This window comes from Tenacibaculum sp. SZ-18, from assembly GCF_002813915.1.
GTDB lineage: Bacteria > Bacteroidota > Bacteroidia > Flavobacteriales > Flavobacteriaceae > Polaribacter.
Genome location: NZ_CP019335.1, coordinates 1,855,522 through 1,878,063, shown reverse-complemented (window position 1 = coordinate 1,878,063; position 22,542 = coordinate 1,855,522). Strand labels below are relative to the sequence as shown.

General features: G+C 30.4%; 19 protein-coding genes. 5 read left to right on the top strand and 14 right to left on the bottom strand.

Features of this window, described 5'->3' with window-relative positions; genetic code table 11:
- Positions 1-35: 35 nt before the first annotated feature.
- Positions 36-416 carry a hypothetical protein gene (locus BTO06_RS08510; protein WP_157811783.1) on the top strand — a complete coding sequence of 127 codons (381 nt, stop codon included), beginning with the start codon at positions 36-38 and terminating at the stop codon, positions 414-416.
- Here BTO06_RS08510 and BTO06_RS08505 read toward each other — a convergent pair whose 3' ends face one another.
- On the bottom strand, positions 417-1,100 hold the full coding sequence (locus BTO06_RS08505; protein WP_100924893.1) for an SIR2 family NAD-dependent protein deacylase: 684 nt from the start codon (positions 1,098-1,100) through the stop codon (positions 417-419). It lies immediately after the preceding gene.
- A 34-nt stretch (positions 1,101-1,134) separates the two neighbouring features.
- Here BTO06_RS08505 and BTO06_RS08500 point away from each other — a divergent pair, with 34 nt between their 5' ends.
- The gene (locus BTO06_RS08500; RefSeq protein WP_100924892.1) at positions 1,135-1,800 is read left to right on the top strand and encodes a TrmH family RNA methyltransferase; all 666 of its coding nucleotides are present in this window, start codon (positions 1,135-1,137) and stop codon (positions 1,798-1,800) included.
- Between the two features lie 456 nt (positions 1,801-2,256).
- Here the strand turns inward: BTO06_RS08500 and BTO06_RS08495 are convergent, their stop codons facing one another.
- Complete coding sequence (locus tag BTO06_RS08495) at positions 2,257-3,315, bottom strand: glycosyltransferase family 4 protein (protein WP_100924891.1); 1,059 nt, start codon at positions 3,313-3,315, stop codon at positions 2,257-2,259.
- 8 nt (positions 3,316-3,323) lie between these two features.
- Positions 3,324-5,636 carry a type IA DNA topoisomerase gene (locus tag BTO06_RS08490; RefSeq protein WP_100924890.1) on the bottom strand — a complete coding sequence of 771 codons (2,313 nt, stop codon included), beginning with the start codon at positions 5,634-5,636 and terminating at the stop codon, positions 3,324-3,326.
- Between the two features lie 106 nt (positions 5,637-5,742).
- Between BTO06_RS08490 and BTO06_RS08485 the strand changes: the two genes are divergently transcribed.
- Entirely contained in the window at positions 5,743-6,189 is a 447-nt protein-coding gene (locus BTO06_RS08485; RefSeq protein WP_100924889.1) for a hypothetical protein, read from the top strand.
- 53 nt (positions 6,190-6,242) lie between these two features.
- Here the strand turns inward: BTO06_RS08485 and thrC are convergent, their stop codons facing one another.
- The 11 genes from thrC to BTO06_RS08430 form a co-directional block, all read right to left on the bottom strand.
- Positions 6,243-7,526, bottom strand: coding sequence for a threonine synthase (gene thrC, locus BTO06_RS08480; protein WP_100924888.1), 1,284 nt, complete (start codon positions 7,524-7,526; stop codon positions 6,243-6,245).
- A gap of 2 nt (positions 7,527-7,528) precedes the next feature.
- Positions 7,529-8,458 carry a homoserine kinase gene (locus BTO06_RS08475; RefSeq protein WP_100926755.1) on the bottom strand — a complete coding sequence of 310 codons (930 nt, stop codon included), beginning with the start codon at positions 8,456-8,458 and terminating at the stop codon, positions 7,529-7,531.
- A gap of 7 nt (positions 8,459-8,465) precedes the next feature.
- Positions 8,466-10,907: a bifunctional aspartate kinase/homoserine dehydrogenase I gene (gene thrA / locus BTO06_RS08470; protein WP_100924887.1), complete on the bottom strand. Its 2,442-nt coding sequence runs from the start codon at positions 10,905-10,907 to the stop codon at positions 8,466-8,468.
- A gap of 1,018 nt (positions 10,908-11,925) precedes the next feature.
- The gene (locus BTO06_RS08465) at positions 11,926-14,160 is read right to left on the bottom strand and encodes a M1 family metallopeptidase (RefSeq protein WP_100924886.1); all 2,235 of its coding nucleotides are present in this window, start codon (positions 14,158-14,160) and stop codon (positions 11,926-11,928) included.
- 149 nt (positions 14,161-14,309) lie between these two features.
- Positions 14,310-16,448 (bottom strand): M1 family metallopeptidase, encoded by a 2,139-nt coding sequence (locus tag BTO06_RS08460; RefSeq protein ID WP_198517147.1) that lies wholly within the window; start codon positions 16,446-16,448, stop codon positions 14,310-14,312.
- Positions 16,449-16,505: 57 nt separating this feature from the next.
- Entirely contained in the window at positions 16,506-16,997 is a 492-nt protein-coding gene (locus tag BTO06_RS08455) for a DUF6702 family protein (protein WP_100924885.1), read from the bottom strand.
- Positions 16,998-17,054: 57 nt separating this feature from the next.
- Positions 17,055-17,846 carry a hypothetical protein gene (locus BTO06_RS08450; RefSeq protein ID WP_100924884.1) on the bottom strand — a complete coding sequence of 264 codons (792 nt, stop codon included), beginning with the start codon at positions 17,844-17,846 and terminating at the stop codon, positions 17,055-17,057.
- Between the two features lie 82 nt (positions 17,847-17,928).
- Positions 17,929-18,738 (bottom strand): carboxypeptidase-like regulatory domain-containing protein, encoded by an 810-nt coding sequence (locus tag BTO06_RS08445; RefSeq protein ID WP_100924883.1) that lies wholly within the window; start codon positions 18,736-18,738, stop codon positions 17,929-17,931.
- Complete coding sequence (locus tag BTO06_RS08440) at positions 18,735-19,499, bottom strand: carboxypeptidase-like regulatory domain-containing protein (protein ID WP_100924882.1); 765 nt, start codon at positions 19,497-19,499, stop codon at positions 18,735-18,737. Before BTO06_RS08440 ends, BTO06_RS08445 begins: the two co-directional genes overlap by 4 nt.
- Positions 19,496-20,275, bottom strand: a complete 780-nt coding sequence (locus BTO06_RS08435; protein ID WP_100924881.1) for a hypothetical protein — start codon at positions 20,273-20,275, stop codon at positions 19,496-19,498. The genes BTO06_RS08440 and BTO06_RS08435 overlap by 4 nt, the downstream gene beginning before the upstream one ends.
- Before the next feature lie 140 nt (positions 20,276-20,415).
- Positions 20,416-20,973: a lipocalin family protein gene (locus tag BTO06_RS08430; RefSeq protein ID WP_100924880.1), complete on the bottom strand. Its 558-nt coding sequence runs from the start codon at positions 20,971-20,973 to the stop codon at positions 20,416-20,418.
- A 73-nt stretch (positions 20,974-21,046) separates the two neighbouring features.
- Here BTO06_RS08430 and pepE point away from each other — a divergent pair, with 73 nt between their 5' ends.
- Together pepE and BTO06_RS08420 are read left to right on the top strand one after the other, a co-directional pair.
- A complete protein-coding gene (pepE, locus tag BTO06_RS08425; RefSeq protein ID WP_100924879.1) occupies positions 21,047-21,760 on the top strand; it encodes a dipeptidase PepE in 714 nt (237 codons plus the stop codon).
- A gap of 35 nt (positions 21,761-21,795) precedes the next feature.
- Positions 21,796-22,485 carry an NUDIX hydrolase gene (locus BTO06_RS08420; protein ID WP_198517146.1) on the top strand — a complete coding sequence of 230 codons (690 nt, stop codon included), beginning with the start codon at positions 21,796-21,798 and terminating at the stop codon, positions 22,483-22,485.
- Positions 22,486-22,542 lie beyond the last annotated feature (57 nt).

The following is a 22,542-nucleotide window of genomic DNA, read 5'->3' as shown; positions in this document are numbered from 1 at the left end:
TGTTTATTTTTGAAGAGAAACACAATCTGTATACAATGAAAAAAATAGTATTTGCATTTTTTTTAGGTCTATTTTCTTTTGTAGTTAATGCACAAGATGTAGAAGGAATTCTAACTTCTGGAAAGTGGTTTATCGAATCCGTACAAGAGAAAGGTGAAGAACCAGAATTAGCAGCTAATAAAACTGATGAATGGTTATTATTCACCAAAGACGGAAAAGTTGAAGAATCACACTATGGTGAACTAGAAACTTTAACTTGGAATTATGATAAACTAAAGAAAATGATCAAAATCTCAGGCTCTGAAACTATTTTTCACAGAATTATTGAAATTTCTAATGAAAAACTCATAGTGGAAGTAGTAGAAGATGTGAAGGGTGCAGCAGAAGACAATCTAATGATTACATACGTTAAATAATTAGTGCGAAAGCATTTGTAATAACTTATCTGTCCCCAAGGTAGCAACGTCTTTAATAATAGTTAAATTATTAAAGGCGTTTTTGTTTACAGAAGGATTTGGATCAATAAAGTAAATTGGAGTTTCTTCCTGAACAAAATTAATTAAGCTAGCTGCTGGATAAACTTGCATTGAAGTTCCGATAATAACGAGAATGTCAGCTTTTTCTGTAATTTCGACTGCTTGTTCTAACATTGGAACATCCTCGCCAAACCAAACAATATGCGGTCTTAATTGAGATCCATCTTCAGCTAAATCACCTAAATTAATGTCTTTATCTTGAAAAGTAATATAGTTGTTTACAGCAGAACTGCGTGCCTTTAATAATTCTCCATGTAAATGTAATATTTTCGAGCTCTTAGCACGTTCATGTAAATCATCTACATTTTGTGTTATAATATCAACTTCATAGTTTTTTTCTAATTTTTTTAAGTTATGATGTGCTTTATTAGGTAGAACTTTACTTAACTGACTTCTTCGTTTGTTGTAAAAATCTAAAACAAGTTCTGGATTATCTCTAAATCCTTGAGGAGAGGCAACTTCCATAATATCATGACCTTCCCATAATCCGTTGGCATCTCTAAATGTATTGATTCCGCTTTCTGCGCTCATTCCTGCGCCTGTTAACACAACTAATTTTTTCATTAGTCTAAAATAATAATTTTTATATGTTTGTCACATGATAGACGAGAAGTTATTAGAGTATTTGGAAGGATTTGTAACAGAGAATAGAAAACAAACTTTTAAGAAGGTATTAGAAAATAGAACAAGGCATTTTTCTGTAGTTTTAGAAAATGTTTTTCAGCCACACAATGCTAGTGCTGTAGTTAGAAGTTGCGATATATTTGGAATACAAGATGTATATACTATTGAAAATAGCTACATAAATAAAGTATCAAGAAAAATTGCAAAAGGAAGTCAAAAATGGTTAGATTTCCATCGTTTCAAAACAGAAAATAAAAACACAAAAGAATGTTATGACAAACTTAGAAAGAACGGTTACCAAGTAATTGCAACTACACCACATAACGATTCTTGTTATTTATCTGATTTTGATATCTCAAAGAAATCAGCGTTCGTCTTTGGAGTGGAAAAAGAGGGCGTTTCTGATTTTATGATGGAAAATTCCGATGGATATTTAAAAATTCCGATGGTTGGATTTACTGAAAGTTTAAATATTTCTGTAGCGGCAGCTATAATTTTACAAGATGTTACAACTCGTTTACGTAAATCCGACATTAATTGGAAATTACCTCCATTGGAGCAAAAAGAAATTTATTCACGCTGGATAGAAAGCTCGATTAAGAATTTAGATAAACATAAAAGTTTTTTCTATAATCAGTAGTAATTATTGTTTAGATTTTTCTTGTAGATTTTTTTAGAAAATAAAAGTTGTATGCAACTCCTTTTGGATTCGTTATTTATATAATAAATCTTAATTTTAAAAAGGAAAGCATTTCTATAAGTATTCTTATTAGTTATTTTTGAAGAACTTCATATTCTTTTTGAGTCTTTTAAACAGACTTTTTGGTTTTATTTATAAAATCAGTTTCTGATGGTATGTAGTTTATAATTATAGTATCTTTAATAATGAGATTTTGAAATAACAAATTAGAAATAGAGAAAACTTTTTTGTAATAAAACACCTTTGAGGTTAAAGTCATAACAAGATTAACAATTCTATTTACGAGATGGCTAAATCGTTTAGTTTTTAGGTATAAACTAATTTTATCTTGCACAATAGATTTGTGTTAAACTCTTTGATAATCATCTGATTATTTAAATAATTATGAGGTGTTATTTATTCTAACTTTAGATTTTGTAAGTTTTCTAAAGTATTCTTTAATTTTTCTGCTCTTTTTTCAATACTGAAATTATCAATAATTCTTTTCCTTGCTTTTTGTCCAAGTTCATTTTTATTGGAAGTAGTAATTGCATTATTTAATATTTCCTGTAATTGATTAATTTCTTTTTTTAAAAGTATAAAACCAGTATCTCCAACAATTTCGGGTAGTATATTTACCGACGATGTAATAGGAATGCATTCACATAGCATTGCTTCACAAAGCGATAATCCAAAGCCTTCAAAAACCGAGAGTTGAAAGTAGTACTGCGCTTTGTTGTATTCTGTTAAAAGTTCTTTTTTAGTGAGTTTTCCTAGAAAGTGAACATTATTTTGAGGATGATAGGATTTTTTTTCATTGCATCCTGCTATGTAAAAGTTACAATTATTAAACTTCGAGGCTAGTTTAATAATTAAATCACCTCCTTTTAAATAAAATTGATTGTCTGAGAAAACGGCAAGAAATCTATTCTTTTCTTTATCAATTCCCTCTATTCGATTCCAAAAATATGAGTCTAAACCATTATGAATAACTCTTGAAGGAGTTTGTATTTTAGGAAAATGATACTTTAATCCTTGAATATTTTCATTAGTTGTATATTTGTTTTCTATATACATTAAAGAAGAGCTTACAGGGAGTAAAATTGAGGTGTATTTATAGGATAGTTTACATACTTTATAAACTAACTTTTTTCTTAGACTGCCATAATTGAGATATGAAATTTTAGCGCAATCTGTTCCACGAAGTATAATAGCTGTTGGTGTATTGAAAATTTTTCCAATTAATACTGGTAGAACTGCCCAATAACCCCCAAACTCAATAATTATTTTTTGTGTTTTAGAGATGTTTTTTAAAAGAAAAAAAAGTTGTTGGAAAACGTAAATAGGATATAAGGATTTTTGTTTCCAGTCATACTTGTTTATTATAATATTGAATTTTTCAGAGAGTATTTTTATATCAGTTTTAATAGAAGAGCTTTCATATGGAATCACAATAATAATTTGTTCTTTTTTCATAAGTTCGTTTACTCATTCTGGTTTGATAGTAGTATTTTAAAAACCAATTCTTTTGTTAAATCTTTTCCTTTAGCTAACTCCTTAATCCTACTAAATGGTACTATATAAGTACACCCACTCCTGTGTTCGGAACATCCATAAGCAGATTTCCCTTTTAATATTTTTCCTTTTTTACATTTTGGACAAGTAATTATACTAGGTACTTTAGTTAATTTTAATTCTTTTTTCGTTTCCAATTTTAAGTGAAAATTTTGATTAAAACGCACAAGACCTTCAACTTTTCCAGAATCGGTTTTCCATCCTTTTAAATTAGTTGTACATCCTTTATCTAATAAACGGATAAGCTGGTTTTCAGATATTTTCTTTTCAAGAAAACTAAAAGGAAGTTTAAAGTCACACCCATTTTTGTAATTGGAACAACCATATGCGGAAGATCCTTTTAACAAAGTTCCTTGATTACATTTAGGACAATCTTTTCCTGTAACTGATTTCTTTGAACTTATTTTCTTCTTGGTAATTGGTTTTTCTTGAATATTATTTTCAGCAGAAAGTCGAGCTGTTTTTTTACTAGAACGAACTTCATAAACTAAATGATCAACCATACTTTTCATTTGTTTAATAAAAGTACTTGCGTGATATTCACCTCTTTCAATTTCTTTTAATCGTTTTTCCCAAAGTCCAGTAAGCTCGGCAGATTTCAAGAGCTCATTATCAATAAGTTCAATTAAATCAATTCCTGTCTTTGTAGGAAGAACTAACTTTTTTTGGCGTTCAATATATTTTCTTTTAAAGAGTGTTTCGATAATACTTGCTCGCGTAGATGGACGCCCGATTCCATTTTCTTTCATAAGTTCGCGCATCTCATCGTCATCTACTTGTTTACCTGCTGTTTCCATTGCTCGAAGTAAGCTTGCTTCGGTATAATTTCTTGGAGGTTTAGTTTCTTTTTCTAAGAAACTCGGTTCATGTGGACCTTTTTCACCTTCTTCAAAATTGGGTAAAATACTTTGTTCGGTATTAATCTTTTTGGGCTCTGCATTGTATTCAAAAACAACTCGCCACCCTTTCGTTAAAATTTCTTTTCCTGTAGTTTTAAATGAAACTTCATCTGCTTTTCCAATTACCGAAGTATTTGATATATCGCTATCAGGATAAAAAACCGCAATAAATCGTCTTACGATAATATCATAAACCTGTTGTTGATTATATTGCAAGTTGGCTTGAATTCCTGTTGGTATAATAGCGTGGTGATCTGTAACTTTTTTATCATTAAAAACTCGAGTAGACTTTTTAATCTTTTTCCCAAGTAGAGGAGAGGTGAGTTCGCTATAATTCGTTAGCCTTTGTAAAATTCCTGCAACTTTTGGATAAATATCGTTAGGTAAAAAAGTTGTATCCACTCTTGGATAAGTAACAACTTTCATTTCATAAAGTTTCTGAACTATTTTCAAAGTTTCATCTGCTGAAAACCCGAATTTATTATTACAGTAAACTTGTAATCCGGTTAAATCAAAAAGTTTAGGTGCATAATCTTTTCCTTTTTTCTTTTTAACAGAAACAATTTCAAAATCTGATTCTTTTACTTTATCAGCGAAAGCTTGACCTTCTTCCTTTTTTAAGAAACGACCTTCTTCACAATTAAAAACTGTATTTCTATATGTGGTTTGAAGTTCCCAGTATGGCTGTGGTTTAAAATTCTTTATTTCATTATGACGATTAACCAGCATTGCCAGAGTAGGTGTTTGTACTCTACCAATTGAAAGAACTTGTTTATAACCTCCGAATTTTACAGTGTATAATCTTGTAGCATTTAATCCCAATAGCCAATCACCAATAGCTCTTGAATAACCAGCATAATATAAGTTATTATAATCTTCATCTTCTTTTAAGTTTTCAAAACCTTCTTTTATGGCTTCCTCAGTAAGAGATGAAATCCATAACCGCTGAACTTTACCTTTATAATTTGCTTGATTTATTACCCAACGTTGAATTAATTCTCCTTCTTGTCCAGCATCCCCACAGTTTATAACAACATCCGCTCTTTCAAACAGAGACTTAACGATTCTAAACTGTTTTTGTATTCCAGAATCTTCGGAAACTTTGGTTCCAAAACGCTCTGGAAGCATTGGTAAATTGTTTAAATCCCAGCTTTTCCAGTGAGGTTTATAGTCTTTTGGTTCCAGAAGTGTACATAAATGTCCAAAGGTATATGTAACAGCATATCCATTTCCTTCAAAATACCCATCATGTTTCGTATTGGCACCTAAAATGTTAGCGATTTCCCTGGCAACACTTGGTTTTTCGGCGATACAAACTTTCATTTTACATTTTTAATCGACGAAAAATAATAAAATTGATATAATAATTCTATTTTTATCCGTTATTAAAATAGATTTAATAAAATTATAAATCCCTAATATTAAAATTATGAGAAAAGCATTTTTGTTGTTATTATTTGTACTTACTAATTCAGCTTTTGCGCAAATCGAGTTTATAGAAACTAGCCAAAGTGAAGTTGTTGGTAAGGTAAGCTATGTGTATTTGGAGAAAGTTGGAGAAAATGATTATAACTTCTTCTTTAAGAACATTAATGCAATTGGACATGAATATGTAAACTTTAGCTTTAAGAATGTTGATAATGATGTTGATAAACTTTATAATGGATTGATGCAGGGATTTCAAGATGTCCCAAGAGATCCATTAAAAATGAAAGCAAACGGACAAATTGTGTGGTTAAAATATACAAGAGAAGATGGTGAAGCTTTTTTACAAATACAAATGACCAGTGGAGATAATCCTGTAGATGTTGATGAGAATGTGAAATTTTCAAGATTATTAACAGCAGAAGACATTACAAAGCTATTTAAAAAGTAAAAGTAATAAGTTTTGAAATTATGAAAAAGTCCGAGAATTTTCTCGGACTTTATTTATTTGTTTAAAAACGATTTTAATTCATCGTAGGACCTGATTTTAATGGAATGTTTATTCTTTTTTACCAATTCAGCAATGTCACTTGGAATCTTAATTTTTAAATTTAAAGTATCCTCTACAACATCTAAAAATTTCACAGGATGAGCCGTTTCAAGGAAAACTCCATATTCATCATTCTGTAAATTATGTTTTTCCAGTCCCAAATAACCCACGGCTCCGTGAGGATCAGCAATGTAATTCGTTTCTTGATAAATTTTTTTCATCGCTATTTTAGTTGAGTAATCACTAAAAGAATAAGAAGAAAATCCACTTTTTAAAGATTCAAAACTTTGATTATAAAGTTGTTGAATTCGAATAAAATTACTAGGATTACCTACATCCATTGCGTTTGAAATAGAAGCTTTTGAAGCTTTTGGAGTATATTGTCCATTTTTCATAAACTCAGGAACAGTATCATTTACATTTGTAGCTGCGATAAAATGACGAATTGGTAAACCTAATTTTTGTGCCATAATTCCTGCACAAATGTTTCCAAAATTTCCACTCGGAACAGAAAAAACGATATTGGGATGATTTTTGTACAATTGCTTATAAGCAAAGAAATAATAAAACATTTGAGGTAACCATCTTGCAATGTTTATTGAGTTTGCCGAAGTAAGATTTCTAAATATTTTTTCATCTAAAAATGCTGTTTTCACCATATCTTGGCAATCATCAAAAACTCCATCAACTTCTAATGCAGTAATATTTTCGCCTAAAGTAGTTAATTGCTTTTCTTGAATATCGCTAACTTTTCCACTTGGATATAAAATTACTACATCAACACCTTTAACTCCTAAAAAGCCGTTAGCAACAGCGCCTCCAGTATCTCCAGATGTAGCAACTAAAACAGTGACGTGTTTAGAATTATCCTTATTAAAATGCCCTAAGCATCTTGCCATAAAACGAGCACCAACATCTTTAAAGGCCAAGGTCGGGCCATGAAATAGTTCTAAACTTCCTATATTTTCTTTTATTTTTACAATGGGAAAATCAAATGAAATAGTTTCAGATACTATTTGTTTTAAAGTATTCTTAGGAATTTCATTTCCAACAAATTGTTTAATTACTTCGAAGGCAATTTCTTCAAATGAATACTCACTTAAATTATCAATAAAGTCTTTTGAAAGAGGTGTAATATTTTCAGGGAAATATAAACCTCTGTCAGGAGCTAATCCATTTATTACTGCATCTTTAAAAGAAACCGGATTCGATTTTTGATTAAGACTGAAATAGTTCATAATTAATTTTTTTCTAGAATTTTAACTCCTTGTGTATTTATTTTCGAATAGACCATTGTAAAATCTATATTCTTTTCTTTGTAGCTGTCTTCAATAGCTTTATATACATTTTTAGCATTTTCTTCGCCTTTGCAGAGTGCAAAAATTGTTGGTCCCGAACCAGAAATACCAGCATTTAATGCTCCAGCTTCAATTGCAGCTTTTTTTACTTGATCGAAATACGGGATTAAGTGTTTTCTTGTAGGTTCAATTATAATATCTTTTAAAGAGCTAGCAATAATGTCATAGTTTTCAGAATATAACCCGCTAATTAATCCACCTACATTAGCCCACTGCGCTACAGCATCGCTTAAAGGAATTTTTTTGGGTAAAACATCTCTGGCTTCCTTTGTTCTTACTTTTACTTGCGGATGAATCGCAACAAGCATTAATTCCTTTGGAACAGGAATTTTTACGATTGAAAGAGGTTCGTACTGTTGTACTAAAATAAAACCTCCAAAAATAGCGGCAGCTACATTATCTGCAATTTCAGAACCACAAGCAACTTTTTCACCATGCATGGCGAATTTCGTGAGTTCTAGAGGAGTGAAAGGTTTATTTAAAAGTTCGTTAAGAGCAACAGCAGCACCTGCAGCACTGGCTGCGCTGCTTCCAAGTCCGCTTCCAGGAGAGTATCCTTTTTCTATGGAAATTTCAATTCCAAAGTCTGCAGGATATTTTTCTAACATCTTTATAACAACCGCACTTGCGACATTTTTATTTATATCATAAGGTAGTTCAGCACCTTTTATGTCTAGAATTTTAATTTCTTTTGATGGAGTTTTTCTAAAAGTCATTGTATCACCTAAATCATTTACGGCAAAACCTAAACAATCAAATCCACAAGAAACATTAGCTACAGTAGCAGGAGAAAATATTTTTATTTGATTCATCTCTAATTTAATTATTTGCAACTCGTATTACATCAGCAAAAATACCTGAAGCAGTGACATCAGCACCTGCTCCAGCTCCTTTAATTTGTAAAGGTTGAACAGGATAACGATCAGTAAAAAATAGTACTATATTATCACTTCCTTCTAAATTGTAAAAAGGATGATTTGAAGGAATATGTTGTAATCCAACTTTCGCTTTTCCATTTTCAAATTCAGCTACATATTTCAATTTACAGTTTTCTGAGTTTGCTTTTGCATAAATTTCTTGAAAATGAGATTCAAACTCAGTCAAGCTCGCATAAAAGTCATTATTGGTAGATGTGCTTAAACTTTCCTTAGGTAAGAACGAATTATTGTCAATATCGCTAAGCTCAAGTTCATATCCACTTTCTCTGGCAAGAATTAAAATTTTACGGGCAACATCAACACCACTTAAATCAATTTTTGGATCCGGTTCTGTATAGCCTTCCTCTTGAGCCTGTTTAACGATGTCATGGAAAGTAACACTACTTCCAAAATTATTGAAGACAAAATTTAAACTTCCTGATAAAACAGCTTGAATTTTATGAACTCGATCTCCAGAGGCAATTAAGTTTTTAAGTGTATCAATAATTGGTAATCCTGCACCAACATTTGTTTCAAACAGAAATGGAGCATTAAATTTTTTAGAAACCTTTTTCAAAGTTTTATAGTTATGTAACTCAGAGGCACAAGCAATCTTATTACAAGTAACAACAGCAATATTACTTTCTAAATAATGTTGATACATTCTGGCGACTTCTTCGTTTGCAGTATTATCTATAAAAATACTATTGCGCATATTGAATTTTTTAGAACGTTTTAAGAAGCTTTCAAGACTTGTTGATTCACCTTCTTTTAATAATAAATTTTTCCAATTGCTTAAGTTAATTCCGTCTTCATCAAAATACATTTTCGAAGAATTCGAAAGTCCAATTAATCGAATATTTATTTTTAAGTTTGATTGTAAATAGTCCTGTTGTTGCTGTAGTTGTGCTAAAAAGCGATTTCCTACATTACCTACCCCAGTAACAAATAAGTTTAATTGTTTTATATTGTTTCCAAAGAATTGTTCATGTAGAGTGTTTAAAGCTTTTTTAGCATCTTTTCTCTTAGTGACAGCAGATATATTTTTCTCAGAAGCTCCTTGAGCAATAGCTCTAATATTCACATTATTTTTTCCTAAAGCGCTGAACATTTTTCCACTTAGCCCTTGATGGTTCTTCATGTTATCACCTACTATGGCAATAATGCTTAAATCATTTTCTACGATTACAGGATCAATTTTATGTTGATTTATTTCATTTTCGAACTTTTTAGAAATGCTTCTAACAGCTTTTTCAGCATCTTCTTCTAGAACACCAACGCAAATAGTATGTTCTGATGAAGCTTGAGTAATTAATATTACGTTTACGTTATCATCCGATAATGATTCAAAGAGTCTGTTTGAAACACCTGACATTCCAACCATTCCACTTCCTTCTAGCGTTAATAGAGAAATGTTTTCAACATGTGTAATTCCCTTAACAGGTAAGTTTTTCTCTGAAAGTTGTGTGATTAAAGTGCCTTCTTTATCTGGTTCGAAAGTATTCTTTATCACCACTGGAATTTTCATTTCTCGAACTGGTTGAATTGTAGGTGGATATATTACTTTGGCTCCAAAATGAGACATTTCCATGGCTTCTTCATAAGAAATATGTTGAATTGGTTTAGCTTGTTTAACTATTGATGGATTTGCTGTATACATTCCACTAACATCCGTCCAAATTTGTAATTCGTCGGCATGAATCGCAGCAGCAAAAATTGAGGCTGTATAATCAGACCCTCCACGACCTAAAGTTGTAGTTTGTCCGTCATAACATTTGGCAATAAACCCAGGAAGTACAACAACTTGATACGAATTATCTCCAAAGAAAGACGAACAATTACTAAAAGTTGTTTCAAAATCTACTTGTGCTTTTAAGTAATTATCATTAGTAATAATTAAATCCTGACTATTTTTAAATGTAGCATTAAGTTTGGCTTTTGCTGCTTCTGAAATAATGTAAGAAGACAAACGTTCACCAAAACTACTAATTAGAGCTTTAGCTTTAGGACTCAGCTCTTCTAACAAATAACAACCTTTATAAAGTGTCTTTAATTGATTGAATTGTTTATTAACATGTTCAATTACTTCTGAATTATTTTGAAGGGTAAGATGCTCAATAGTTTCATAGTGATGTTTTTCAACTTTATTTAGAATATTTAAATAGTCATCTTTTTTTAGTTGTGCCAGTTCAGCAGTTTTTAATAAATTATCTGTGGTTTTACCAAAAGCAGATACAACTACAGCAAGTTTGTCTTCTTGTGCCTTTTTAGCAATAATTTGTAATACCTTTTGGATGTTTTTATGATCTTTGACTGATGAACCTCCGAATTTTAGGACTTTCATTTTGAATTAATTATGATGAAAAAATAGTTTGAATGCGTTTATTTCTCTGTTTTACAGAAAACAAACTATACCGAAGAATTATATGTAAATAAAAACCCCCTAAAGGGTTGTAATAATTGTAGAAATCATTGTGTAAGCAGATAAAGACACAGAAGTTACGTCTTTAATAATGATATTTGAGTTGCTTACGTTCATCGGGTTAAAAGTACCATTAATTTTGATAAAAACAAATCTTTTGAGTGTAGGTAAGGAGGAAAATTAAAAATATGAGAGGGATCTATTTCATTATTTATAAAATAGTGTACAAATTAATTGTGAATTTAAATTATTGAGCTGCAATTTGTTGTGTAGTTTTTCAAATTGATAAAACTAATGTTATGGTTAATTTTTACAATTTTGGGATTTTTTTAAATAATGAAAGGCTTTAATTTGGAGAAGAAGGTGTTATTCCTAAAAATTAGGATAAAGTATTTAAAGGTACTTCTAAAATTAGCTTCGAATACCTATTCATTAATTTTAGATAATGCTGTTTAGCGGTCAATTTCCTGAAATCAGAGAATTTATATCTTTTACAATAAATTGATTCTTCCATGATTGTATTAATTAGTATATGAAATTTAGTAATTCTTTTAAGAAATGATCTAAGTTACTTTTAGAAATTTTTGGAATTCTAAATCGACAATTACTTGCAATACCCAAGCTTTTAGAACCAGTTTAGAAGTTCTCACAACACCTAAAGAAACTATTTTCTCTTATTAAACATAGAATAATTTCATTACTATTTTAAAACTTCATTATCAGTAATACTTTCTTTAGAAAGAAAACAAGTCTTTTACATTTTGACTTATAGTACAATAAAACAATGTAGATTTTTCAAATAAAAATAATATCTCAAAGGGAATGGATTCATTCTCATTAAGTGTTTATACTATTTTAAGAAGTTTAATGAGAATATTAAAAAGGAAGAAAAAAAACGCAACAAATTTTTGTTGCGTTTTGATTTTATTTCTAAAGTTATTTAGTCTTTCATTTTATTTTTAAACTTATTGAATTTACTTTCTTCCTTTTTAGGCCAAGCATTATTTGACATATCAACATCAGCTGTTTCTTCATCTGGATCTACAGTAATCTTTTTGATTTCTTTAGTAGAAGTAAATACTCTAAAAACTTTATTATCATCTTTATTCCAGATTTGTGCAGGAAAAACTTCACGTTTTTTGGTGCCATCCGCATATGTTAATTCAACAATAATAGGCATAACTAATCCACCTGGTTTTTCAAATTCTACTTGATACATAAATTTAGGTAACTTTTCTAAGTTAGCCTTTTTATCTGCAGGTAAATCATTAATGTAAGCTTCAACATCAGCAGGGTTTGCATCTTCTTTGTTTGTGGTGAGGAAAACTAACTTTCCTAATCTAGCAAAATACCCTGGATATTGAGCTTGTAATTGTTTAGTTCTTTCGTTTGGCTTGTCTGTTAAATAGATTGGCTTCACTTCTTTGATTCCAATATCACAGTTATCCGTAGTATAGAACCATCCTCTCCAGAACCAATCTAAATCCATTCCTGAAGCATCTTCCATTGTTCTGAAGAAATCAGCAGGAGTTGGATGCTTAAACATCCATCTTTTAGAATATGTTCTAAATGCGTGATCAAATAATTCTGGTCCCATAATAGTTTTACGTAACATATATAAACCAGCTGCTGGTTTTGTGTAAGCGTTTGGTCCAAAGTTTTGAACGTAATCACCTTGAGACATAATTGGTGATAAGTTACTCTGATCAAAACTCATATAACGAGTGATGTTTTTTGTAGGATTCTGAGCAAATAATTTAGCGTCATAGTCAAATTCAGCTAAGATTTGTACAAATGAATTTAATCCTTCATCCATCCAAGTCCATTGTCTTTCATCAGAATTTACAATCATCGGGAAGAAGTTATGTCCAACCTCATGAATAATAACTCCAATCATTCCACTCTTTAAACGATCTGAATAGGTTCCGTCTGCATCTGGACGACCAAAATTGAAACAAATCATAGGATACTCCATTCCCATGCCGTCATTTGCATTTACAGAAACTGCTTTTGGGTAAGGATAATCAAAAGTTAATTTAGAATACTCTTCTAAAGTATTTGCAACTGTTCTTGTAGAGTGCTCTTCCCATAGAGGATTCCCTTCTTTTGGATATAAAGAAACAGCCATAACAGATTTACCGTTAATATCAACTGCCATTGCATCCCAAATATATTTTCTAGAGGTAGCGAAGGCATAATCTCTCACATTCTTTGCTTTAAAGTGCCAAGTTTTAGTTTTGCTTGATCTTTTCTTTTCGTTAGCTTCAGCCTCTTTTTGAGTTACAATTACAACTGGATCTTTATATGATTTCCTTGCTTTCTCTAATCTTTTACGTTGTTCTTTCGAAAGAACTTCTTTTTCGTTTTGTAACTCTCCAGTAGCTTCTAGAATATGATCTGCAGGAACAGTTAACTTTACATCGTAATCTCCGAATTCTAAAGCGAATTCACTACGACCCCAGAATTGCATATTTTGCCATCCTTCTACATTATTATAAACACATAATCTTGGGAAGAATTGAGCTATGATAAAGGCTTTATTTCCGTCTTTGAAATATTCAACTCCTGAACGGCCACCATCATCAACTACATTATTAATTAGATAGTTCCACTTAATTTTGAAAGTAAAAGTACTTCCTGGAGCTAATGGCTCCGGTAAATTAACTCTCATCATAGTACGATTAATAGTGTGAGATAAATCTCTTCCATCTTCATACTTTACAGCTTCAATTTTAAAACCAAAATCTTTCTTTTTCCCCATGTTGTCATCTACAAACTGAGCAGGTGTTTGCCATCCTGAAGCACCTTTAGATTGAGCTAATGGAGTTTGAGAATTTGGTGCACGCATGTTTTGGTCTAATTGTAACCATAAATACTCTAAATGATCTTTAGAGTTATTGTGATATGTAATTGTCTCATCTCCATAAAGCTTATCATTAGCTTCATCTAGACGTAAATTCATTACGTAATCTACTTTTTGTTGCGTGTATTGATGTCCTGGTGCTCCTGATGCAGTTCTTTGATCGTTTGGAGTTGCTAAAACATCCTTTAATTGACGAAACTTGTTTTCGTCAATATGACCTTTTTGAGGTGTTTTTTCTTTTTCAGTTTCTTGAGCGTAGGTGCTTCCTGTAATCAAGAATAATGAAAAGAAAACATAAAATAGCTTTTTCATTATTAGTTAAATTGGTTTTAAAATATTAGCGAAAAGTACTAATAAAATCAATAAACCTCTAATTTGTTAAAATTTTTAACAAACCTTTATAAAAAAAGCGATAGTTTTTTAACAGTATCGCTTTAAAATATTTTTAGTTGGATATTAGGTTATCCCTTTATTTTACTTTTGAATTTATCAAATTTAGTTGCACTTTGTTTTGGATAACTATTATTAGTTATATCTACATCGGCAGTCTCTAAATCCGGATCTAATTGAATAGATCTGATCTCCTTATCAGAAGAGAATACTTTTGTAATTTCATTATCGTTTAATCTCCAGATTTGAGCAGGATACTTCTTTCTTTCTTTAGTTCCATCTTCATATGTAAACTCTACAATAATAGGCATTACTAACCCTCCTGGTTTATTGTAAGTTATTTCGTAATGGAACTTCGATTTAGGATTTTTAGCAGTACCGAAGCCTAAGCCTTCTGTAGCATCTTTTACAAACTCAATATTTCCATTTCTACCTTCTTGTGTGTAATATTTTTTAACGCCTTTAATACCTATATCGGTAACGTCAGTTGTATAGAACCATCCTCTCCAAAACCAATCTAAGTCCATAGCAGAAGCATCTTCCATTGTTCTAAAGAAATCAGCGGGTGTTGGGTGTTTAAATTTCCATCTTTTAGAATATGTTTTAAACGCATAGTCAAATAACTCTGGCCCCATAACAGTATTTCTTAAAATATAGAGAGCTGTAGCAGGTTTTCCGTAAGCATTGTTTCCGAAACTATATACATTATCTCCTTTAGACATGATAGGAGCGATTCTAGATTGATTGCCATCCATGTAACCGACAATGTTCTTAGGCAATCCTCTTACAATCGGAAAGTTTGGATCATAATCTAATTCAGCCATCATTTCAACAAAAGAATTTAAACCTTCGTCCATCCAAGTCCATTTACGTTCATCCGAATTAACAATCATTGGGAAGAAGTTATGACCAACTTCGTGAACAGTAACTTTAATCATTCTATATTTTGTTCTATCAGAATATGTTCCATCAGGATTTGGTCTTCCAGGGTTGAAACAAATTTGAGGATATTCCATTCCCATTTGTCCATCAACAGAAATAGCTTTGTGATACGGATAGTCAAAAGTATATCTTGAATATGTTTTTAAAGTTTGCGCAACAGCTCTTGTCGAGTGATCACCATATAAAGGATTTGCTTCTTTTGAATATAAAGAGTGTGCCATTACAGTTTTACCATTGATATTAACTGCCATTGCATCCCAAATAAACTTTCTTGAAGTAGCGAAAGCATAATCTCTAACGTTCTTCGCTATGAATTTCCATGTCTTAGTCTTTTTTGATTTTGTTTTTTCTTTTTTAGTTGCTTCTTTTTGTGTAACAATTAAAACTGGTTTATCGAACGTTTTATGTGCTTTAGCAAATCTTTGACGTTGCGTCGTTGTTAGTACTTCGCTCTCGTTCATCAAAACTCCCGTAGCTCCCAATACATGATCATCTGGAGTTGTAATATTTACTTCAAAATCTCCAAATTCTAAAGCGAATTCACTACGTCCCCAAAATTGATCATTTTGCCATCCTTCAACATTATCATAAACACATAATCTTGGGTAAAATTGAGCGATAACATAATTGTTGTTATTATCTTCAGGAAAATGTTCATATCCTGAACGACCTCCTTGAGTTCTATGATTGTTGATATTATACCACCACTTGATATTAAAAGAAAAAGTTCCTCCAGGAGCAATTGGTTGTGGTAAATCAATACGCATCATTGTTCTGTTTATAATGTGAGGTAATTCACTTCCATCAGCATTTGTAACGCTCATAATCTTAAAACCTCCATCAAAAGGCTTTTCAGGAAAATAACGTTCAAAAAGTTGTTTATTAATTTTTTTAGGAACTCGTGATGTTTGAATATCGGGAGTCTTAGAATCTGCGGCACGCATATTCTGATCTAACTGAACCCATAAATACGGTAACGAATCTTCTGAATTATTGTGATAAAGAATACTTTCATTTCCTGTAATTCTTCTTTTTTCGTCATCTAAAGTGATATCCATTTTATAATCAACTTTTTGTTGAGTATATTTTACACCTGGCGCACCGGATGCTGTATGGCGATCATTGGGAGTAGGAAGGAGGTCTTCTAGTTGTTTGAATTTATTCTCGTTGGTATGTCCCTTTTGTGTTTTTCTTTCTCTATTTTGTCCACTTACAGATATTGTAAACACAAAACATATCAAAAAAAATGAATAAAGAGTTCTTTTCATTATATGTAGTTATTAATAGATTAGGTGGATAAAAGTAAAGCAAAGAATTTGATTTTATTAATAATTTAACAAACCTTTATTATTTTCTTTAGTTAAAAATAAACTTTTTTTGGTGTTGTTTATTTTCACTTTGATTAAATTTTGTTGATCGGGAAAATGTGCGATTAAGACATTATTTTCAATGTGAAGAGAATTTATTTTTGTCACGTTTTCTACTTCTAAATAAAAGTAAACTATATTTCCCTCGTATTCTTTTCCTACAAAATTAAAGTCAACCTTTGAATCATTAATTTTGAGTATAAAGTTTTCTTGTAAATAATTAAACAGATAACCATCTGCATTGGCAATTTCTTTATTGGTAGTAAGTTTTAAATTCACACCTTGTTCTTTCTCAATAGCTTTTTCTATATCATCCATGAATACATTCATAATCATTTGGACGGAGTTGCTTTTCGAACTATATTCGATTTCGGTTAGTGCTAAATAATACTTATGGTCTTTGAAGGATAAAAAAGATAGTCCCACAAAAAGAATTAAAATTTTTTTCATGACATATAAATCAGCAAAAGATGCGCCAAAGTACTGATTTTTTATCACAACGATGTCTTATTGAGTTTGCTGTTTTAAATAATTAACACTTTTTTCTTGCAACTTTTCAATTACTTTAAGATGTTCCTCTCTTTGAACATTTATTTCGATTTCTTTGTCGATACTATAATTAATAAATTTAAGTACTTGTTCTTGAGGAATATTCATTTTTTTGATGACATTATTTTTTCCTACAATACTAAGAATTCTTTCAGGTAAATGATCACGAAATACTTGTTTTTTGATTCTTTGCTCTAAAAGCTTTTCCTCTTTAGATGTAAATAGTGAAAACTTCAATAACGTAAGTCCTTCAAAGGCTAAAATAGGATCAGTTTTTCTTTCAGATTCATTAATTTCCTTTCCACTAGCTAAAACAGCGTTATCTGTAACTTTAGAATCATCAAATTTTCTTGCTTTCTTAGACTTTTCTATTCCTTGATTTTTAGGAGTTTTTTTTGCGTCTGAAGATAATGTTTGAATAAGTTCTGTTTTTTTTACTTCTATTTCTTCTAATACTTGTTCCTGAATTTCTAAAAGAATATTAATCTTTTTTCTTCCCATTGAGATAGAAGATATTTTGATGTTTTTATTGTAATGTTGAATAGAAGTAATTTGAAGAATATCTCCTAACTGAGCATTAATGGTAAAATAACCTTTTTCATCTGAGAAGGTTCCTTCCATTGATGTAATATTTACAACATGAGCATTATCAACAATTCCTAAGTTATCAGAAATAACACCAGTTATTTGAGTCCGCTGTGCGAAAACGCAAGCTGATAACAAAAATATGAGTAGGGTAATTTTCTTCATGATTCTAAATAAAACAGTAAAAATTAAATTTATTATGAAAATACGAAAATTATCACTCTTTTTCGTTACATAACTATCAATTTTATTTATGATTATTATTTATAAGATATTCTTTTGCTTGAATATTTAGCACCTCTAAAAGTTCTAGTTTTTTATTTTCTTGATACAGTTTTTCAATTCCCAATGGATTACAAAAATCCAAAAAGTGATAGTAATTTTCTTTAGGGATTTTAAGATCTGTAAAGAAGTATGATGCTCCAAATTCCTTAAGAAGTAATTCAGGAAAGTTTGCTTTGAACTCAAATTTCTTTTTTTCTTTTCTTTTTTTGAATAAACTTTTAAAAGGAAGAAAAACTCCACCGCCAATATTTGCGCCTTCAAATCGTTGTGTGGGGTCTGTTATATTACCCATGTCACGTGCCATATTGGTAGCTTTTTTATAATTTTTATTAGCTTCAATTTTTATTTCTGAGAAATCAAATACATCTTTCGACTTTACGACTGCAATATCTCTTATAGTTTGTTTGTTTTTTCGTTTATAAGTCTCGAATAATTTTTTATTTGAAATATTCACTTCTTCAAGTAAATTATCTTTCATTCGTAATTGAACAGTAACGGTTTGAGAAATTAGGATATCCTGAGTTATACGAACAATTTTTGTGTGATGTTGAATACTGCTAATTTCAATTTTTTGATCCAAGGAAACCTTAATGGAAAACATCCCATTTTCATCGGAAAAACTACCTTTATTTGATTCTTTATTCCAAATATTAGCGTTTTCAATTGGGCCTATTTGATCTTCAATTTTTCCATATAAGGTAAACTCTTGTGAATGGGAAAATTTGGATGTTATTAGAATAATAATCGTTACTAAATAATGTTTCTTCTTCATAGAGAATCTTTTTTGAACAAAATTGATAGCTCTTTTAAAAAGGGAATTAAACTCATGTCACCTTTGTTATAAACTGAATTAAATTTTTTATCCAAATGCAGGAAATAGATGAATCTATCAACATTTGTACTATCAACTTTCAAGTCATTTATGATATGAAATCTGAAATTTTTGTTGATATAATCCATTTTCTTTTCATTTTCAGCTAATTCTTTTTGTTTCTTTAGTAGTTTTAATCGACCGCTCAAAGCATTTATTATTAGTCCTATTGGAACAATTCCTGAACTGGAATAAGTACTTTGGAGTTTTCTATCAATGGCAGACTTTTTCTTTATATATGGATTAAAACCAAGTCTTTTCATAACTTCTTCTCGTTTTGTTTCTTTCGCGAATTTTGAATCCACACTTAATACTCCTAATAGTGGTGTTTTTTTAATTTCAACTTCATCTAACAAATAATCTTTTAAGTGCATTTGAATTAATCCTGTCTTTTGAGTTAAGATTTCTTCTGAAATTTCAATAGATTTTTTATGATGTTGTATGCTAGAGAATTCCAGTACATCACCTTTAGAAACTCGTATAGAAAAGTTTCCGCTATCATCAGAAAATGAACCCGTATTTTTAGTTTTGTTTATAATATTTGCGTTTACAACTGGACCTGACTTATCCTTTATCATTCCATTAATTGTTATTTCTTGTCCAACACATAGTTCAAAACAGAATAATGAAAAATAGAAAGTGATTTGTAAAGTTTTAATCACAAAGAATCTTTTTTAAATAGAACAGCTTGTTTTTTTAAGAACGAAATAATTTTAACATCTCCTCCATTGTAAGATTCTTGAAATTGTTTATCAAAATGAGAGAAGAAAATAAATCTTGCCACATCTAGTGAGTCTATCTTTAGGTTATTAGTTATGTAGTTGCGGTACGTGTTTTCGATATACTTCAGTTTTTTTTCATTTTCAAGCAATTTTTTTTGTTTTTCCAACATCTCAATTCTCCCCGACATAGAGTTAATTAAATAATCTAAGGAGACAATAGCTCCTAAACCAATTTGAACTCCACCTGCATACGCAGTTTTTATTTCACGATCTATTTTTGACATTTTTTTGGGAAATGGATTCAAACCTAAATTTTCCATCATTTCTTGTCGATCACTCTTCCCAATAGTTTTTGCATCAGTAGTTAACAAACCAGATAAATCTGTTCTTTTTATTTCTACTTCTTCCAATAAATAATCTCTTAGATAAAGAAAAATATCAAGTTTATTGTTTAGAAGCAATGTGTTATTAAAAACAATTTCTTTTGTATGATGTTGAACAGAAGTTATTTCTATAATATCATTTGGTTTAACTTTTAATGAAAACTCTCCATTGAGTTTCGAAAAAGTTCCCTGATTGGAAGTTTTATTCACTATATGTGCATCTGCAACTTTACCAAGTTTATCGTTAAGAGTCCCTGAAACTTCAATCCTTTGAGCATTTATTGCACTAGAAATTGATAGAGTAAGAATAAAATTGAGTAATAGTTTTTGCATATAATTAGTTGATATACAAATAAAGAAAGAGAATTTCTTAAAAAGTTTTAAGGAGAATGTAAATGTTTGTTAAATAAAAAAAGATTCATGGCTACATGAATCTTTCTTAGAATTGTGTAATTCAAAAAATGTGAAGTAAATTAGATTTTCTTCTTAAGCTTAAGGTAAGTTGTGCCTTTTGCTGAAATTTTGAAAGCTTCATCCTGATCAGTTCCTTCAAAGATTTGGTCAATATCCATTTGTAATTGCATTATTTCATCATTTAATTCAATAATTTTAAAATCACCTTCCAAATTGATGTCAGTTTGTGAAGAAGGTATTACTTCTAAAACTTCTCCAATCAAATTCCATGTGCCTGTTTCTTGTTTATCATTAGTATCGATTACTATTAATTCAGAAGTTGTTGATCCTAAGGAAGAATAAGTTACAGTTGAATTAAAACTTCCTATTGCAGTTACATCTTTCGGGTTATTAGTAAATGTAATGGTAAAATCGTAATCTGAACCAACTGCAGAAATTTCGGTATTTATAGGCAGATCAAGTGTTTCATCAGTATAGTTTCCATCTAATAGAAATTCAACTAATTCCCATTCACCAACAATGTCACTTATTTCAACATCCAGATTTGTATTTTCCTTATTTTCCGTGCAGGCCAATAAAAAAATCAGGAACACAAGTGTTACGTAAACTTTTTTCATGATTTATAATTTTTTACTCGTTTTACAAAGATAGCTTTTTAATATTTTTGTCTGTAAACCAAATCAAATACAAATGAAACGAATTATCATTGCTAGTACTTCAACAGTTCACGGAAGTGGTTATTTAGAATATCTTCTACCAGAATTAATATCATTTTTTTGTAATGTAGAAAAAATATTATTTATCCCTTATGCAAGACCAAGTGGTATTTCTTATGATACTTATACAGAAAAAGCTAGAGAAGCTTTTGGTAAGATTGATAAAGAAGTTAAAGGAATTCATGAGTATGATAATCCAAAAGAAGCCGTTTCAAATGCGGAAGCTATTTTCACGGGGGGAGGAAATACATTTGAGTTGGTTAATCAATTGTATAAAAATGATGTAATTGACTCATTGAGGAAAGTTGTTGAGGCAGGAACACCATATTTAGGAACAAGTGCGGGAAGTAATATCTGTGGAATTACAATGATGAATACGAATGATATGCCAATTGTTTATCCACCAAGTTTTGATACGATGGGATTTATCCCGTTCAATATTAATGCACATTATTTAGATCCAGATCCATCTTCTAAACATATGGGTGAAACCAGAGAAACAAGAATTAAAGAATTTCATGTTTTCAATGAAAGTCCAGTTTTAGGTTTACGTGAAGGAAGTTGGTTAGAAGTTTTTAATAATGAGATTAAACTTAAAGGAGGACTATCTGCCAGATTGTTTAGAAGAGATAAGGAGGCAATAGAATTGGTTACAGAAACTGAAATAACCAAGGAAACTTTATCATAATTATTTGTAGTTTTGTGTAAACTAAACACAAAAAAATGCCTGCAATTCAAGATATTAAAGTAGCAGTTGATGCCGTTGTATTTGGTTATGACGCAAAACAACTTTCAGTTTTATTAATTAAAAGAGGTGTAGAACCTTTTAAAGATAGTTGGGCATTACCTGGTGGTTTGGTTATGGACAATGAATCCTTAGAAACTGCTGTAACTCGTGAACTTAAAGAAGAAACAGGTGTTCAGATTGATTATTTAGAACAGTTATATACCTTTGGAAAACCAGGAAGAGATCCAAGAAATAGAGTAGTTTCTGTGAGTTATTTCGGATTAGTAAGACCAAATCATTTTCAAATTCAGGCAGCTACGGATGCAAAAGAAGTGCAGTGGTTTCCTGTGAAAGAACTTCCTGATTTAGCCTTTGACCATGGAACAATTCTTAATATTGCTAAGGAGAGGTTAAAAGCGAAGCTACAATATCAACCTATTGGTTTTGATTTACTTAATAAAGAGTTTCCATTCTCGGATTTAGAAAACCTTTATACTACAATACTCGACCATAAAATCGATCGTAGAAATTTTCGTAAGAAAATTTTAAGTTTTGAAATTGTTGAAGAAACTGATAAAATTTATCAAAAGGGTAGTGGTCGTCCTGCCAAACTGTTTAAGTTTAATAATCAAAAATACAATCAATTACTTAACGACGGATTTCATTTTGAAATTAAGATAGTGTAAATTTTACACAAAATATTTTGTCAGTCTGTTTTTATGTTTTAGTTTTGCGTAAAAATA